This is a genomic window from uncultured Tateyamaria sp. (assembly GCF_947497045.1).
Taxonomy (GTDB): Bacteria; Pseudomonadota; Alphaproteobacteria; order Rhodobacterales; family Rhodobacteraceae; genus Tateyamaria.
The window spans coordinates 447380-465347 of sequence record NZ_CANMEU010000003.1 but is presented as its reverse complement, the minus strand read 5'-3'; the positions used below and the strand labels follow the sequence as shown (position 1 = coordinate 465347).

Below are 17968 nucleotides of genomic sequence, written 5' to 3'. Positions count from 1 at the left end.
CGGTGCAACGACCGACTTGGTATCAGTAAACAGGCCTGTTTCCAAAGTGACGTCCCGCCAAACCGCACCCCGTTCTTCAATGCTCCGGCCGTCAGGTGCGCAGCCGCGTGCCCGATGGATCAAAGGGCGGTGCGTCAAGTATTGTTGCCTTGTGCGGCTGTCCCAGCACCATGACCTCAACCCGGTCGCCCGGCTTGGGGCCCGACACAAATCCAAGAGCCAGGCTTTGGTTCACGCTGTAACCATAAGCCCCGGACGTCACCCGACCCACCCCTTTGCCCTCGAAAAAGATCGGCTCCCCCCCTGTGGCATCCGCACCAGACGCGTCCGTACCCGCATCATTCAGATGCAAAACCACCAGCGATTCGCGTGCAGGTTGCCGCATCACATCGCGTACGGCCTCTTTGTTCAGGAACTCTTTGTCCATCTTGATCAGCCGATCAAGGCCCACCTCTTGGGGCCAATATTCGGGGCTATATTCCCGGCTCCATGAGCCATAGCCCTTTTCGATGCGCAGGCTCATCAGCGCGCGGCTGCCCACGGGGCCGATGCCCATCTCGCGCCCGGCCTCGATCAACCCCTCGTAAAGCCGCTGTTGATCCGCCTGGGCGCAATGCAATTCCCATCCCAGATCGCCGGTGAACGACACCCGCAGCGCCAGCACCTTGACCCCTGCAAGCTCGATCATGGCCGAGCGCATGAACGGGAAATCCGTGGTGGCCAACGACGCGTTGGTCATGCGTTGCAGCAAGTCACGCGCCAGCGGCCCGGCCACATTAAATCCGCACATCGCGTCGGTGTGCGAGGTGAACGTCGTGCCTTTGGGCAACAGCACCTGTTTGAAGAACCGCTGGTGATAGCGTTCCGCCATGCCCGACCCGATGATCCAGAAGGTGTCGTCGGCGGTGCGGGTCACGGTGAAGTCCCCAGCGATGCCACCGCGTTTGCTGATCAGTGGGGTCAGGCACGACCGCCCCACAACCTTCGGCATCCGGTTGGCAAAGACGGCATTCAGCCAGTCCTCGGCCCCCGAACCAGTGCATTCGTATTTGGCAAAGTTCGAGATATCGATAATCCCACCCCGGTCGCGCAGCATCCGGCATTCCGCGCCCACCGGGCCCCACCAGTTCTGGCGGGTAAAGCCATCCGTGTCCTCAACCCCCGGCGCATCGGCAAACCACAACGGGTGTTCCCAGCCATAGTTCAACCCCATGACCGCGCCCATTTCGCGCTGCATGTCGTGGATAGGTCGGGTGCGCACGGGCCGACCCGCACTGCGTTCTTCATTCGGGAAATGGATCTTGAAGCGGTTGGCGTATTGATCGCCCACCCGCGCCTTGGTGAAGGCCTTGCCCGCCCATGACCCAAAGCGGGCCATGTCCCATGCAAACATATCGTATTTCGTCTCGCCCTCGATCATCCACTGCGCCGCCAGCAGGCCCATGCCTCCAGATTGGGAAAAGCCCGGAATGATCCCGTTGCAGCAGAAATACCCTGTAAGCTCGGGCACCGGGCCAAACAGCACGTTGGAATCGGGTGACCAGATCATCGGCCCGTTGATGACGCGCTTGATCCCGGCGGTGCCCACGACCGGCACACGGTCAATGGCGCGCATCATGTTGTCTTCGATCCGTTCCAGATCGTCGGCGAACAACTCGTGCCCAAAACCCTGCGGCGTGCCATTCTCAGCCCAAAGGCGGTAGTCCTTCTCATAGGCCCCGACGAGAAGCCCCTGCCCTTCCTGACGCAGGTAATATTCCCCGTCCCGATCCGCCACGGATGGCAGACGACGGCCCATGCCCGCGATCTCAGGAATGGTTTCGGTCACGAAATACTGGTGCTCGGTCGGTTGCAACGGCAGCTCGATCCCGGCCAGCGCCGCCACTTCGCGCCCCCACAGGCCCGCCGCGTTCACCACCCAAGGGGTCGCGATATCGCCCTTTTCGGTGCGCACGATCCAGGTGCCATCAGCCTGTTGTTCGGTGCCCGTGACGGGGCAGAAGCGCACGATCTCGGCCCCGTTCTGACGCGCCCCGGTGGCATAGGCGTTGGTCACACCCGACGGGTCCACATTGCCCCCATCAGGTTCCCACATGATGCAGCGGATGCCGTCATAATCGACCAGCGGGTGCAGGCGCTCGGCCTCGGCCCGGTCGACCTCGTGAAAGTTCATGCCATAGAGTTTCGCCTTGGCCGCTTGCAGGCGCAGCTGATGTTCACGCGCTTCGGTCTGCGCGAGATAGAGCGAGCCGGGCTGGAACACGCCGCAGCCCTGCCCGGTTTCCTGCTCAAGTTCCTTATACAGCCCCATCGTGTAGTGCTGAATGCGGCTGATATTGGTGCTGTCATGCAGCCCATGGATGTTGGCGGCCGCATGCCAGGTGGAGCCGGACGTCAACTCGTCCCGTTCCAGCAGGATCACGTCCATCCAGCCCAATTTGGTCAGGTGATAGAGGATCGAACAGCCGATAACGCCGCCGCCGATGACGACAGCCTGTGCGTGGGTTTTCATGGGTCTCGTGCCTTTGGTCTCGTTTGCACCACCACATTGTGGTCTCGGGACGCGCACGGCTTGCCCGGGGGACGACAAAACTATCCTCTGAGCGACAAGTTGTGCCGCATACACCCCAATCCGCGTCTTGTACCGGATCATCAGTGTCTTCGCCGTCAGACGCATCCGACACCTTATGGGTGGCGAATTTGCGCAGATGCATCACACGCGCTGCGCACCATACTCAGAATTTCGGAATCAAAGGCCCCATCACATCCTCAAAAGGTTTGTTATCGACATCCAAGGTCGCTTTTTTGCGCTTCTGCCCGGGTGTCACACATAGTGTGCATGTATCAGCGTCAAGGAGCCACAGAAGATGAAGACCACAACCCGAGTTGTCGTGATCGGAGGCGGCGTTGTCGGCGCATCCGTGTTGTACCACCTGACAAAACTGGGCTGGGCGGATGTGATGCTGGTGGAACGCTCTGAGTTGACATCGGGGTCCACATGGCACGCCGCCGGGGGCTTTCACACGCTGAACGGCGACACCAACATGGCCGCGCTTCAGGGCTATACCATCCGTCTTTACAAGGAGTTGGAAGAGATCACCGGCCTGTCCTGCGGGTTGCACCACGTGGGCGGCGTGACGCTGGCCGACAATCAGGATCGCTTTGACATGCTGCTGGCCGAACGGGCCAAGCACCGCTTCATGGGGCTTGAGACCGAGATCGTGACCCCGGATGAAATCCGCGACATTGCTCCGATCACCAACACGGACGGTATCATCGGTGCGCTTTATGACCCCCTTGATGGCCACCTTGATCCCTCGGGCACGACCCATGCCTATGCCAAGGCGGCCCGGATGGGCGGTGCTGTGATCGAGACGCATACGAAAGTCATCGAGACCAACCAACGCGCAGATGGCACATGGGATGTGGTCACTGACAAGGGCGCGATCCATGCGGAACATATCGTCAATGCGGGCGGGCTTTGGGCACGTGAGGTAGCGGCTATGGCGGGTCTTTACCTGCCGCTGCACCCCATGGAGCATCAATATGTCGTCACCGACGAGATTGCCGACATTTACGATCGCACCGCCGAACATCCGCACGTGATGGACCCTGCGGGTGAAAGCTATCTCCGACAGGAAGGGCGTGGGCTGTGCATCGGGTTCTATGAGCAACCCTGCCGCCCGTGGGCTGTGGATGGAACACCTTGGGATTTCGGGCACGAGTTGCTGCCGGATGACTTTGACAAGATCGAGGAGTCGATTGCGTTCGCCTACAAGCGCTTTCCAGTGCTCGAAACGGCGGGCATCAAATCCGTCATTCACGGCCCCTTCACCTTTGCCCCCGATGGCAATCCGCTGGTCGGCCCCATTCCGGGTCTGCGTAATTACTGGTCGGCCTGCGGTGTCATGGCAGGCTTTTCCCAAGGCGGCGGGGTGGGCCTGATGCTGGCCCAATGGATGATCGAGGGTGAGGCAGAGCGCGATGTGACGGCCATGGATGTGGCCCGGTTCGGCCCGTGGATCAGCCCCGGCTACACCCGCCCCAAAGTGGTCGAGAACTACCAGAAACGGTTTTCCGTTGCCTATCCGAACGAGGAATTGCCTGCTGCCCGGCCCAATCGCACGACGCCAATGTATGACATCTTTTCGGGCATGGGTGCCGTCTGGGGGGCGCAATACGGGCTTGAGGTGCCGAACTACTTTGCACAAGGCGATGAGCCGACCTATGAAACCCCATCGTTCCGCCGCTCGGATGCGTTTGCGGCAACCGCGCGCGAGGTGCAGGCGGTGCGTCGCAGCGTCGGCATCAACGAGGTGCACAATTTCGGCAAGTATCGCGTCACGGGGCCACGTGCACGGGCATGGCTCGATCGGGTGATGGCGGGCCGGGTACCGCAGCGGGGGCGCATCTCACTGACGCCAATGCTGTCTCCCAACGGCAAGCTGATCGGGGATTTCACCATGTCCTGCCTGTCCGAGGAAAACTTCCAACTCACCGCCTCCTACAGCGCACAGGCTGTGCACATGCGCCATTTTCTGGCCGAGAGCGAAGACGGGATGCAGATCGAAAACATCTCGGACCAGCGCACCGGGTTTCAGATCGCAGGCCCGCGTGCGCGCGATGTGCTGCAAGCCTGCACCCGCACCGATATTTCAGAAATGCGGTTCCTTGATGTGTGGCAGATCACCGTGGGCATGACCGACTGTATCGTGCAGCGGGTCAGCTACACCGGCGATCTGGGGTTCGAGATCTATTGCGATCCGCTGTCCCAACGCCAGCTCTGGACCACACTTTGGGTGGCGGGCCAGCCCCACGGCATGACACCCTTCGGGATGCGCGCGATGATGTCGCTGCGGCTCGACAAGTTCTTTGGTGCCTGGCTGTCAGAGTTTTCACCGGACTATACAGCCGCCGAAACAGGGCTGGATCGCTTCATCTCGTGGAAGAAGAACACGGATTTCATTGGCCGCGCGGCCGCAGAGGCAGAGCGGGCCAGCGGACCGGCACGCAAGCTCTGCGCCTTTGTGGTCGAGGCGGATGATGCGGATGTGCACGGCTATGAGCCGATCTGGCTGGAGGGCGCGGTCGTGGGCTTCTGCACCTCAGGGGGCTATTCGCATCATGCGGGTGTGTCCGTGGCACAAGGTTTCCTGCCCGTCGATCAGATTGCCGACGGCCGCGCGGTCGAGATCGAAATCCTTGGCCAGATGCGCTCCGCGACCCTTGTGACCACGCCGCTGTTCGATGCAGATGGCGCACGGATGCGGGGGTGATATACCGGAGCGCATGATCCCGATCCTGATCCCGGCTGCGGGCGCGTCCTCGCGGATGCGCGGTGCGGACAAGCTGCTGCAAGAGGTGGATGGCGTCGCCTTGTTGCGCCGTCAGGCGATGATGGCGCGTACAGTCAGCGCAGATGTGCGGATCGGCCTGCCCCCGCGACCCCATTCTCGCTATGACGCGCTGGCCGGGCTGGAGGTTACACCGATCCCGGTGCCAGACGCGGGAGACGGGTTCGGGCACACCCTGCGCGCCCTCTTTGGCAGCCTTGAGGGGGGCGTAAACCACGCCATGCTGCTGCTGCCGGACCTACCCGACATTGCCGAAGGTGATCTGCGCGCCGTCTTTGGCGCACGCAGTGCAGTACCCGACGCGCTGATCTGGCGGGGCGCAACGCCGGACGGACAAGGCGGCCACCCGATACTGATCAACCGGGCCGTGTTCGCAGATTTTCAACAGATCAAAGGCGACGGTGGCGGGCGCGCCATCATCCGCACCTTGGGGGATCGCGTACATCATGTGGCTTTTGGGGATGACCGGGCGCGCCGTGACCTTGACACCCCCGAAGCATGGGCCGCATGGCGCGCGGCCCGGCCCTCTACTTCAGGCGATCCACGATGATCTCGGCCTCGTGCCGTTTCAGCGATAGACGGGCGGCCCCGTAGCTGTCCAAACCGGCCAGAGTTTCCAACTCCGGGAACAGCGACAACACCTCGTTGCGCTGCGTTTCGCCAATACCACGCAGCGAATGATCGCCGGGCTGGAAACTTTCAGACCATGCACCGTCCGCCAATACAACCTCGTGCTGATCAAACATCAGGTGCAGATAGCTGACGGTATCGGTACGCACCTGATCGATGCCATCAAGGCCCGTCAGATGCTTGGCCGCGATCAAAACCTCGCGCTCGTCAAACATGACGGCGGCCAGATCAGAGGTGACCAGCATCCGGTGTTGCGGGCTGACCAGCATATCACGTTCGGGCAAATCTTTGCCCAAGGCACCCTGGCGGATCAACACAGGTTGGAAGGCGGCATGGTCCCGCATGTCGGCGGCCCCGAGATCACGCCGCCCGACCCATCGCAAGGACTGCACCCCGTTGTCTCGGGTGAACACCTTGTCGCCGGGCCGCAGGTTTTCGACGGCCACTTCGCCCATTTGGGTGGCAATACGGGTGCCGGGGGTAAAGCAGATAATGACCTGTTCGATCTCGGAATAGGTCACGCGGCGGGCCACATTGCCGTTGTCGTCCAGCAGTTCGATGGTGCCCGATTCCGGGCCGCTCTGGATCACGTTGGCCTGCACGCCGGTCAGGTCGAGAATATCGATGTCCAGACCATCTGCATCCTCGCCGCCGATGATGGTGCTGTTGCCAAGACCGTCAAAGGTGAACCGATCCGACCCGAACCCACCTTCGGCGCGGTCATTGTCAGGACCGACTTGCAACACGTCCTGGCCGTCTCCGCCAAGCAAGGTGTCATCCCCCTGCCCGCCTGTGAGAAAATCATTGCCCGCGCCGCCATCCAGCCGGTCCTGACCCTGACCGCCCTCAAGCGTGTCATTGCCTTCACCGCCGTCAACCGTATCGTCGCCCCGTCCACCAAGCAGGCTGTCATCACCCCCCTGACCGAAAATCTGATCCTGCCCGCTGCCCCCGTCAATCGTGTCGTTGCCCGCCACAATGGGGGTCACAACCACGTCATCGATCAGATCTCCCGAGAACGAAAAACCCGAATTGGTTGAACGGGACTCAAGCGTAAATTCCAGAAACTCGCGATTTTCGAATTGGGCCGAGAACCACGCATCCTGATCGGCCGGGTTGGTTCGTTCAGTACCGGCCGCTGTGATGGTGCCCGTCCCGGTCGTCACGTTCAGGGAGGTATCGTCGCTCACTCCGAAGGCGGTGAAACTGCTGGTGTTGATCGTCACGGCCTCTTGGTCGCCCACGCTGTTGCGATCAAGGTCGTTGATGGTGGCCGTAGAATTCAGCGCGACCGGGGTGCCGGTTGTTGCATTCGGGCTGTCGGGAATGAAAAATTCCATCCGAAAATCGGCGGTGTCGCCCGGTCCATTGCCGTTCATCAGAATTTCTGCCCCGCCACGACCGGACAGATCCACCCTCAGAAAAGGGTCGGATTTGGACACCAGGACGATGCGGGCGGACACCTGCGTGCCGTCCTCAAGCTGCGCGACATTGCGGTAGACGGCCGACTGTCCGGCCGAGGCATTGTTGTCTGCATTGTCGGGGGTGACCAGATTGTTGATGTCGATGACAAGCGGGGTCGCATCGTTTCCCGGTGCCGTGCCCGCGCCCGCATCCCCGAACAAGGTGTCATTGCCACCGCCGCCCGAAATGCTGTCATCACCGCCCTCGCCCGAGGCCAGATCCTGCCCGCCAAACGCATTGATAGTGTCATTTTCAGCGCCACCCTGAAGGGTGTCGTTGTTGGATGTCCCATTAAACACTGGCATGGCAGCAAACTCCTAACCTCAATCACACGTGACAGTCGCAGTTGACTGTCCCCAACAGATCAACACGCTGACCCGTGATTTAATTCAAAATAAATCTGAATTCAGGGGGAAATTTGATGAAATGGTAAACCTTACCCCGAAAAAGGCACTTTGACGCCACATTGTGGCCGATCATACTTGGATTCGCGAAACAATAAGTCACTTTAGTGCTCATTGACGACAAGAGACGGGTGCAGCCCCCTGCCCCGTCTCTCACGTTTTCCGACAATCATACGGAAAATGCTGCACGAATTTTAGTTGTGGCGCAAAGCGCGCATCCTCATGTCAGGAGGCGTGCTTCGTGCTTTTTCAGGCTGCGGCGGGCAGCGCTGTAGGCGCGGATCCCGGTTTCTGTTTCCAGCTCCGGGAAAAGTTCCAGAATTTCGGCCCGTTGCGCATCACCCATCGAGGCAAGTGTCTGATCGCCAGGCTGGAAGCTTTCGGTCCATGCTCCATCCGACAAGATCACCTCGTGCTGGTCGAACATGACGTGGATATAGGTCGTTTCCGACACGTCCACCACGTCGATCCCTTCCATGGCCGTCAGGTGTTTGGCCGCCACGAGCACTTCGCTTTCGTCAAAGTACAGCGCCGTCTTGTCGCTGGCGATCAGCACACGGTGCTGGGGCGAGACAAGCATGTCACGTTCCGGCAAACCGTTGCCAAGGGCATCTTTCTGGATCAGGACGGGCCGCAGATGCGCCGCGTTGGCAAATTCCGCACCCGACATCGCACGCTGGCCGACCCAGCAGATTTCCTGGATGCCATTGTCGCGGGTGATCACCCGATCTCCGACGGCCAGGTCCTCGACACGGCGCTCGCCTGTTGGCGTTGCGATCAGTGTTCCGGGTGTGAAGCAGGGAATGACGTTCTCGATGTTGGTGAACACCAACTCACCCGCGTCCTCGCCAGCAGCATCGCGGTAGCGGACCACCCCGTTCTCGGGGTTCAGATCATCGAAGATCACCTCGAGCGAGCCGCCATCCGGCGCAGAACCGGTCAGATCCAGCGTGTCGAAATCAACACCGTCTGTGACCTCTTCGTTGCCGTCGACCACGTCGCCTGCGTTCACGTTCACGAACGTGTCCGCATCCGCGCCGCCAAGCAGGTCGTCATCACCGATGCCGCCGTCGATGATGTCATCGCCGTCACCACCAGCCACAGTATCGTTGCCCTGACCACCCAGAAGGCTGTCATCGCCCGCGCCACCGTCGATCAAGTCATCATCGATTTCGCCGTCAATGGTGTCGTCGCCCGCATCCCCGAACAGGACATCGCTGTCATCGGCCCCAAAGATCAGGTCGTCGCCATCACCACCGAATACCGTGTCCATCCCGTTGTCGGGGCGTGGATCTGCCGGGAACAGCGGGTTCGATCCATCGTCTTCGATGTTGAGCTGGTCAAGGCCCAGATCAGGGTCATTGCCGGCAAAGATCGTGTCGTCGCCGATGCCGCCTTCGATCAGGTCGTTGCCTTCACCGCCCACAATCCGGTCGTCGCCTTCATCGCCGGTGATCCGGTCATCGTCGATGCCACCGTCGATCACATCGTCGCCCGTGCCACCGGTGATGGTGTCGCGGTCATCCCCCGTCGAGATGGTGTCGTCACCCGCCCCGCCATCGACCGAGTCGCGGTCGTCTTCGGGATCCTCATCCGCCGCAAAGCCGAAGGGGAAGCCCGGTGCAGGTGTGCCATCGTCGTTGGGGAAGCCAAGGTCAGGTGCCAGATCGCCGTTGCCGGTTTCGATCAGGTCATCGCCTTCGCCGCCATCGACCGTGTCATTGCCATCGCCACCATCGATGATGTCGTCACCGGTCCCGCCGTCGACCTCATCATCGCCGTCACCGGCTCGGATCGTGTCGTCGCCACCACCCGCTTCGATGATGTCGTCATCTTCGTCTTCAGGATCGTTCGAGAAGATGTTGTCGCCGTTGTCGACCATGTCACCTTGCGGATCACCTTCAAAGTCTTCGTCGATCAACTCGCCTTCGTCGGTGCCCGACACGATCCCGTCGAGCGGTTCGTCGGCCACGTTGACCGTCCAGATGCCTTCATCGGTGCCGCCATTGCCGTCCGAGATCGTGTAGGTGATCTCGGCTGCGCCTTCAAAGCCCGGTGTGGGCGTGAAGGTCAGCGTGCCATCGCCATTGTCGACCACATCGCCATCGGGCGAGGTCGCGCCGGTGATGCTGAGCACGTCGTTGGTGTCCGGGTCCGTGTCGTTGGCCAGCACGTCAAAGGTGACGGGCGTGTCAAAGTCTGTATCGGACGCGTCGTCATTGGCCGTTGGGCCGTCATTGGCCCCTTCGACTGTGACGGTCACGGTCGCCGTATCGGTGCCACCATTGCCGTCTTCGACCACGTAGGTGAACGTATCGGTCGCGGTCTCGCCCACGCCAAGGCTCTCGAAGGCCCCGTTGGCGTCATAGGACACGGAGTCATTGTCAGGGTTGATGTTCACCTGTCCAAGTGTGCCGGTGGTGTCGATGCTCTGGATTTCCAGATCGTCGCCATCAAGATCGGTGTCATTGGCCGTCAGGTCGATATCGATGGCGGGGCCGTCTTCGTTGGCGGTGTCCGCATCATCGTTAGCCACGGGGCCATCATTGCCTGCGGTCACGTTCACATCGACAGTTGCCGTGTCTTCGCCGCCCTGATCGTCCGTCACCGTGTAGGTGATGGTGGTGGGGCCGTTGAAGTTCTCGTTTGGCTCGAAGGTGATGGTGCCGTCACCGTTGATGGTTACGTCCCCATCGGGCGAGGTCGCTTCGGTCACCCGCAGTGGATCGCCGTCCACATCCGTGTCGTTGGCGAGGACCGGGATATTGACAGAGCCGTCCTCCTCGACCGTTGCCGTGTCATCATTGGCAACCGGATCGTCGTTCACCGGGGTCACATCGACCACGACATCCGCCGTGTCGGTGCCACCATTCCCGTCCGCGATGGTGTAGGTGATGGTCGCCTCGCCATTGAAGTTTTCGGCAGGGGTGAACAGCAATTCGTTGTTCACAATCTCGACCGTGCCCTGATCAGCGGGCACAACAGCCGAGATCACCGTCAGGTCATCGCCATCCTCATCGGTGTCGTTGCCGACCACATCGATGGTGACAGGCGTATCCTCTTCGGTGGTTTCGGTGTCGTCATTGGCCACGGGGCCATCATTGACAGCACCGACCGAGACCACAGCCTGGCCTTCGTCTTCGCCACCCTGACCATCAACCACGGTATAGGTGATCGTCGCGGGTCCGTTGAAGTTGGGCGCAGGCGTGAAGGTCACGGTGCCGTCGCTATTGTCGACCACCTCGCCCTGCTCGGCAGGGACCGAGACGGAGCCGATAGTGAGCGGGTCGCCGTCCACATCCGTGTCGTTGCCAATCAGATCGACGACCACGGGCGTGTCTTCGTCCGTGGTTTCGATATCGTCCACGGCCACCGGATCATCGTTGACCGGGTTCACGGTGACGCCGACTTCGGCGGTGTCCGTGCCGCCGTTGCCATCGGTGATCGTGTAGGAGATCGTCGCATCGCCGTTGAAGTTTTCAGCCGGGGTGAACAGCAGTTTGTTGTCCACAACATCCACAGTGCCCTGATCGGCAGGCACCGAGGCCCCCGTGATCGTCAGCGGATCGCCGTCCGGGTCGGTGTCGTTGCCAACTGCATCAATGGTGACGGGTGTGTCTTCATCTGTCGTGGCAGTGTCGTCGACAGCTGTTGGGCCGTCATTGACCGCGCCCACATTGACTGTGGCCTCGCCCTCATCTTCGCCACCCTGACCATCAACCACGGTATAGGTGATCGTCGCGGGTCCGTTGAAGTTGGGCGCAGGCGTGAAGGTCACGGTGCCGTCGCTATTGTCGACCACCTCGCCCTGCTCGGCCGGGACCGAGACGGAGCCGATAGTGAGCGGGTCGCCGTCCACATCCGTGTCGTTGCCGATCAGATTGATGGTGACGGGTTCGTCTTCCATGGTCTCGGCGATATCGTCGACGGCCACCGGGTCATCGTTGACCGGTGCCACAGTCACGATGGCCTCTGCCGTGTCAGTACCCCCATTGCCGTCTTCGATTGAATAGGAGATCGTCGCATCGCCGTTGAAGTTTTCAGCCGGGGTGAACAGCAGTTTGTTGTCCACAACATCCACAGTGCCCTGATCGGCAGGCACCGAGGCCCCCGTGATCGTCAGCGGATCACCGTCCACATCCGTGTCATTGGCCAGCACATCGATGGTGACAGGCGTGTCCTCATCTGTGGTGGCTGCGTCATTGACCGCGTCGGGTGCATCATTAACCGGGGTCACCTCGACCGTTACGGTCGCCGTGTCTTCGCCGCCCTGATCATCGGTGATGGTGTAGGTGATGGTGGTGGGGCCGTTGAAATTCTCATTCGGCGAGAACGTAATTGTGCCATCAGGGTTGATGGTCACCTCGCCATCAGGCGAGCTTGCATCGGTGACGCGCAGATCATCACCGTCAGCATCCGTGTCATTGGCCAGTACCGAGATATCGACAGAGCCGTCTTCTTCGACAGTGGCAGTGTCATCAACGGCATCAGGGCCGCGGTTGACCTCTTCACCCAACACGGTCTCAATTTCGGTAAAGGACAGGGTCAGGCCATTCGGATTGCCGTCTGTGTCAACGAACACCACTGTGCCGTTGATCCCGTTGCCATTGGCATCACGGGTCACATCATCAAGGAAGAACGGGCCCTGACCCGTCAGGTCCAGCACGTCAAGGTCAGTGTTCTGGGCAGGGTTGGCGTTGAAGCCGCCCGCTCCGCCGTCGACCACATCACCCGCACCCCCAAAGATGGTGTCGGCATCGGCACCGCCGGACAATGTGTCATCACCCGCACCGCCCGTCAGGACATCATTGCCGTCCTCGCCAAAGACCATGTCATTTCCGGCATTACCGTTCAGGGTGTCGTTGCCCGACTGGCCGTGAATCCAGTCGTTGCCATTGCCGCCATCGGCAGAGTCGTTGCCCGACCCCATCCAGATTTCGTCATTGCCGCCACCGCCGAAGGCCGTATCATTGCCGCCGCCGCCCACAAGCGTGTCGCGGTCAGCACCGCCATCAAGGAAATCGTTGCCCGACCCGCCTTCGATCCGGTCAGACCCTGCGCCGCCGATCAGGCTGTCCTCGCCCGATCCGCCGCGCAGCAGGTCATTGCCCTCTTCGCCAAAGATCGTGTCGTCACCGGAGTCACCGATCAGCGTGTCGTTGCCGGGCGCGCCTTCATCGGCCAATGGTGCGTCAAAATATATATCCGTGACGTTGATGCCGGAGTTGTTGGCACCGTCCTGATCATGTTCGATCACGATTTTGGACACAGGACCTGCAATGCTGACCAACACGGAATATTCCGCACTTGTGTCCTGCAGATAGCCGCCATTGCTGTCGGCTGTGTCATTGCCCGCAACACCGTCCGTATCAAGCAGGGTCAGCCGCTCGCCGCCTTCCAGATTGACCACGATCTGCTTGCCATTTGCATCAAAGGCTTTGACGCGCACAACGCCGTCACCGTCGATATCGTTGATGCGGAACGAGACATCCTCGACACCCGCCGAGAATTCAAGCTGGTAGTCTGTCGAGTTGCCTTTGCCGTTCAGCACGTTGTCGAGCGAGCTGTTGGCGTCCACGCCCATCCCATCATCGTCGATATTGGCAACGTTTTGCTCGGAGCCCAGAAGCCGGCCAACAGCCGGTCCGGATTGCGACACGGTCGAAAAGGAGACGTCCACATTGCCGGTGTTTTGCGTGAAATCACCGATAGTCTGGCCATTGGCAAAGCCGGACTCGTTCCACTCAAAACTTTCGCGCACCATCGTCCCGGCATTTGGGCCGTCATAGTTGCTGTCGCCAAAGATCAGATCGTCGCCCGCACCACCTTGCACGCTGTCATCGCCGGACCCGGCATAGACTTCGTCATCGGCCCCACCAGACAGGACCGTGTCGTTGCCACCAAAGGCATCTACGATATCATCATTCGGGCCTTCGCCGGGCAGGATCTGGTCATTGGCATCAATGCGGTCGCCATCGGGGTCTTCGTCAAAGGCAGCGTCAATCAGGTTGCCGTCATTGTCGCCCTCAACCACACCGTCCAGATCGCTGTCATCAAAGACCAGATTGTCGATCGCGCCAGAGCCGTGCAGGGTCACGTCCATCCGGGCCACGCCCGCGACGTCGAAATCCTGAATGAGCTGGCCATTGTTCCCAGTTGCGTCAACCTGAACCGTTTTGATGACATGGCCATTGGGCCCAAAGAACGTCACGGTCGCGGCCTCCTCGATATCGAGGAATGTCAGCCGGTTCACATCCGCAGGCGTGTCGAACACGAATTTGAAGGTGCCGCCATCGGCATTGTCGTCGGGATCCCTGCGGTTTCCGTCTTCGGAAATGATAAGCGCGCCGTTCAGGTTGGTCGTCGCAAGATCCTCGTCATTCCCGGTGGGGTGGGCGGTGTCAAAGATCATCGCCTTGTTGGAGCCACCTACTGCGGAAACAGTCACGCCCTGGCTGGAAAATTCGTTGTCGACCACTGTGCCAGCGGCGAGATTGTTGAAATCAATAAACTTTGTCATGGCGCGGATCTCCTAGGCGTTGTTGCTTACGGCGCGCAACGCGGCCGGGTAAATTACAGAATGACAGGAGGAACAGGCGACCATGCCACAGGTCACGGGCTGAACGGCCCGACCGAAGGCTTGCATTTTTTGCTGCAATAAATGGTTCACAACTCTCTCCATCATCCACTCACTCGTTACCCTCGAAAAGCAATGTGACGGCATTCTGGGCGACCAGCACATACGTACGAACAAAGGAGAGGAAGAATGATGTTCATGCAAAACCATCCGGCGCCGAACTTGCGTCAGCGCACATATCGCGGTTTGCATTCACCAGCTACGCAGCGAACACACTCTTCGCACCTGTCGGTACGTTTTTGTGCGGTCGCCCCCGTGACCTCAGACATCGCCCCCCAGTTGGGCCATGTCGTCTTACGTTTACAGAAGCTTCAAAAAAAGGAAAAAATGTTTGAAAAATGGCGCTACTTTTTGCACGCCAAAGTGACCATGCGGCATCAGATGTGAACAATACGCAACCGTTGGTAGCGATTTCCCGCTTATGTTAAATTCATCCATCGGCGCAGAGCCGCACATTTCCTAATAACACAAAGGGGTAAGCGGTTATTTGCCCGATCTCCGACACATCACCCGGTTTCCGGAGCCGAAACAATCAAGCGGCACCGTATTGACCCGATTGCCGCCATAAATCCGTCAGATTGTGTTCACGATTTATGACCAATACCAAAAATTTACTCAAACTGATGCAGGTTTTGCCTCATCGCCGCCTCATTTCGCGAATCGGCCCATCCCAAAGTCAATGCCTCAATGCCATTACGGCGGGAAATCGCCCAACCTATGCGGGAACATCAAGCGGATCAACTAAACACGCAAAGCGTCCGTCATGCGGGGTTGCACGCGCATCAAAACGCCACAGAACTTTTTGGTGAGGCTGGTACCCAAGGCCGGACTCGAACCGGCACGCCCGCAAAGGCGGGGGATTTTGAATCCCCTGCGTCTACCATTCCGCCACTTGGGCCTCAGAGCGCCTGATTAGCGAGTTGCCACAACCGGGGCAAGCGCAAACCGTCTTGACCTGTGCCCATCTGCATGGTCTGCCCGCCTATATGATAAAGCGACTATATGACTGGACGATGGGATGGGCCGATCATCCCCGCGCGCTGTGGGTTCTGGCCTGTGTTGCCTTTATTGAAAGCTCGATGTTTCCGATTCCGCCGGATGTGTTGATGATTCCGATGATACTGGCGGCACCGCACCGGGCATGGCTGATCGCGGGGGTGGCTTTGTGCGCCTCTGTTTTGGGTGGGTTGCTGGGCTACGCGATCGGCGCATTGGCCTTCGAAACCCTCGGCCAGCCGATCCTTGCGGCCCTCGGCAAGACGGATTCGATGGCCGAGTTCAGCACCCGCTTTAATGATGTGGGCTTTTGGGCGGTGCTGACCGCAGGCATCACCCCCTTCCCCTACAAAGTCATCACCATCATGTCGGGCTGGACAGGCATGCCGCTGGCCACCTTCATCGTGACGTCGATCATCGCGCGCGGTCTGCGGTTTTTCATCGTGGCCGCCCTGCTATGGAAATTTGGCGCACCCATTCGTGATTTCATTGAGCGTCGGTTGGGCTTGATGTTCACCCTGTTCGTCGCGATCCTGATCGCCGGATTTTTCGCAGTAGGCATGATGTGAATCGCAAGACACTGACAATTCTGGCCGCAGTTGGGTCGCTTGGGCTGTTGCTTGGGGCGTTTGCCTTTCAACATCTCGGCGGCCTTGCGCCCTGCAAGATGTGTATCTGGCAACGCTATCCGCATGTGGTCGCGATCCTTCTGGGGGCTGCGGCGCTGTTCGTGCCCCTGCCCACCCTGCTCGCTCTGGGGGCACTGGCGGCCCTGGCGACTGCCGGGATCGGCGGCTATCATGTCGGCGTCGAACAAGGCTGGTGGGAGGGGCCAAGCTCCTGCTCCTCCGGTGCCGTCGGCGGCGTGGATGCGAATGCGCTGTTTGATCAGATCATGGCCGCTCCGTTGATCCGCTGTGATGACATAGCCTGGCAGTTTGCAGGGCTCAGCATGGCGGGTTGGAATATGGTTCTTTCGCTGGTTCTTGCGGGCCTCTGGATCGCCGCCCTGCGCGCCCGCTAGGCCGATTTGCGCGTCGACAGCAGCAGCGACGTCTCGCTTGCCACCACCCCGTCAAGGGCGCGGATGCGGAACAGAACCGCATCAAAACTTTCCAGCGTATCGGTCCCGATTTCGACAATCACATCCCACCGCCCATTGGTGGAATAGACCGCGCGCAGCTCGCTCATCCCCTGAAGCTGGCGGATGATCCGCTCGGTTCCACGCCCCTCAATCCCAATCATCATCAACCCGCGCACCGGGTCGCGCAGCGTGTCCTCGCGCAACACGACGCTGAAACCGAGGATGTCCCCCCGCGCCTTCAACTTGTCGATGCGGCTGCGCACCGTGGTGCGTGACAGCCCAAGGCTGAGCGACAAATCCGACAGGCTTGCGCGCGCATCGTGGCGCAGCGCCGAGATAAGCCGTGCATCCGTTTCGTCCATTTCACCTATCCATTTTGCATGATGACTGGTCGATATGATCAATTTGATCGCTTGTCTACGTCACATTCCGCGCAGATATCCCTCTCAAAGCAACAGGAGCCTCCCATGACCCAAACCGATATCACGTTGATCGGCGTCCCGATGGACAGCGGCAAACGCCGCCGGGGATGCCTGATGGGACCGGATGCCTACCGCACGGCAGGTCTGGACACAGCCTTGCGCGATCTGGGCCATCACGTGACGGATGCAGGCAACGTGAGCCCTGCCCCGTTCGAGGCCAAACCGCACGAACGCCTGCACGCGCTTGAGGAAACGATTGCCTGGACGCAAGCCCTGTCAGAGGCCGCGCGCAACGCCTGCGCCACCGCGCTGCCGATCTTCATGGGCGGAGATCACGCGCTGGCCTTGGGCACCGTGCACGGGGTTGCCGCCCATGCAGCGGATCAGGACCGCCCGCTTTTCGTGCTGTGGCTTGATGCACATACGGACTATCACACGCCCGCGACGACCGGCTCGGGCAATCTGCATGGCACGCCCATGGGGTATCTGACCGGCCGGGATGGGTTTGAAGGCTTTCCCGAGGTTGCACATCCCATTCCGCATGATCGGATCGCCATGATCGGGTTGCGCTCGGTCGATGGGGCCGAACGTGCCGCCCTTGAGGACAGCGACGTCACCTATATCGACATGCGTCATATCGACGAACACGGCATTGCCAAACCGCTGAGCGCGTTTCTGGCACGGGTGGCGGAGGCCAACGGGCTGCTGCATGTCTCACTTGATGTGGATTTCCTCGACCCCTCCATCGCGCCTGCCGTCGGCACCACCGTACCCGGTGGGGCCACCATGCGTGAGGGTCATCTGGTGATGGAGATGATTTGCGACAGCGGCCTTCTGACCTCGCTTGATCTGGTCGAGTTGAACCCGTTTCTGGACGAACGCGGACGCACTGCACAAGTGATGGTGGACCTCACCGCCTCTGCCTTCGGTCGCCGCATTTTCGACCGCCCCACCCGCGCCTACTAAAGGATGATGCC

10 protein-coding genes and 1 tRNA gene are annotated in these 17968 nt (G+C 60.3%); 6 read left to right on the top strand and 5 right to left on the bottom strand.

Annotated elements, in window-relative coordinates:
• Positions 1-91 precede the first annotated feature (91 nt).
• Positions 92-2512, bottom strand: a complete 2421-nt coding sequence (locus tag Q0859_RS09050; RefSeq protein WP_299149984.1) for an FAD-dependent oxidoreductase — start codon at positions 2510-2512, stop codon at positions 92-94.
• A gap of 355 nt (positions 2513-2867) precedes the next feature.
• Here Q0859_RS09050 and Q0859_RS09045 point away from each other — a divergent pair, with 355 nt between their 5' ends.
• Positions 2868-5276 (top strand): FAD-dependent oxidoreductase, encoded by a 2409-nt coding sequence (locus Q0859_RS09045; RefSeq protein WP_299149983.1) that lies wholly within the window; start codon positions 2868-2870, stop codon positions 5274-5276.
• 13 nt (positions 5277-5289) lie between these two features.
• Positions 5290-5904 (top strand): NTP transferase domain-containing protein, encoded by a 615-nt coding sequence (locus Q0859_RS09040; RefSeq protein WP_299149980.1) that lies wholly within the window; start codon positions 5290-5292, stop codon positions 5902-5904.
• On the opposite strand, the gene Q0859_RS09035 is transcribed toward Q0859_RS09040, so the two are convergent.
• Positions 5882-7753, bottom strand: a complete 1872-nt coding sequence (locus Q0859_RS09035; RefSeq protein WP_299149977.1) for a Hint domain-containing protein — start codon at positions 7751-7753, stop codon at positions 5882-5884. The two genes, Q0859_RS09040 and Q0859_RS09035, sit on opposite strands and share 23 nt — an antisense overlap.
• A 319-nt stretch (positions 7754-8072) precedes the next feature.
• Positions 8073-14372, bottom strand: a complete 6300-nt coding sequence (locus Q0859_RS09030; protein WP_299149975.1) for a tandem-95 repeat protein — start codon at positions 14370-14372, stop codon at positions 8073-8075.
• A 246-nt stretch (positions 14373-14618) separates the two neighbouring features.
• On the opposite strand from Q0859_RS09030, the gene Q0859_RS09025 reads away from it, so the two are divergent.
• Entirely contained in the window at positions 14619-14876 is a 258-nt protein-coding gene (locus tag Q0859_RS09025; protein WP_299149974.1) for a hypothetical protein, read from the top strand.
• A 425-nt stretch (positions 14877-15301) separates the two neighbouring features.
• On the opposite strand, the gene Q0859_RS09020 is transcribed toward Q0859_RS09025, so the two are convergent.
• Positions 15302-15387: transfer RNA gene (locus tag Q0859_RS09020), tRNA-Leu, on the bottom strand.
• A gap of 88 nt (positions 15388-15475) precedes the next feature.
• On the opposite strand from Q0859_RS09020, the gene Q0859_RS09015 reads away from it, so the two are divergent.
• Positions 15476-16054: a YqaA family protein gene (locus Q0859_RS09015; protein ID WP_299149972.1), complete on the top strand. Its 579-nt coding sequence runs from the start codon at positions 15476-15478 to the stop codon at positions 16052-16054.
• Positions 16051-16509 carry a disulfide bond formation protein B gene (locus Q0859_RS09010; RefSeq protein WP_299149970.1) on the top strand — a complete coding sequence of 153 codons (459 nt, stop codon included), beginning with the start codon at positions 16051-16053 and terminating at the stop codon, positions 16507-16509. The genes Q0859_RS09015 and Q0859_RS09010 overlap by 4 nt, the downstream gene beginning before the upstream one ends.
• Here the strand turns inward: Q0859_RS09010 and Q0859_RS09005 are convergent.
• Complete coding sequence (locus tag Q0859_RS09005; RefSeq protein ID WP_299149968.1) at positions 16506-16931, bottom strand: Lrp/AsnC family transcriptional regulator; 426 nt, start codon at positions 16929-16931, stop codon at positions 16506-16508. The two genes, Q0859_RS09010 and Q0859_RS09005, sit on opposite strands and share 4 nt — an antisense overlap.
• A 105-nt stretch (positions 16932-17036) precedes the next feature.
• On the opposite strand from Q0859_RS09005, the gene rocF reads away from it, so the two are divergent.
• A complete protein-coding gene (rocF, locus tag Q0859_RS09000) occupies positions 17037-17957 on the top strand; it encodes an arginase (protein ID WP_299149966.1) in 921 nt (306 codons plus the stop codon).
• The last annotated feature ends 11 nt before the right edge of the window (positions 17958-17968 follow it).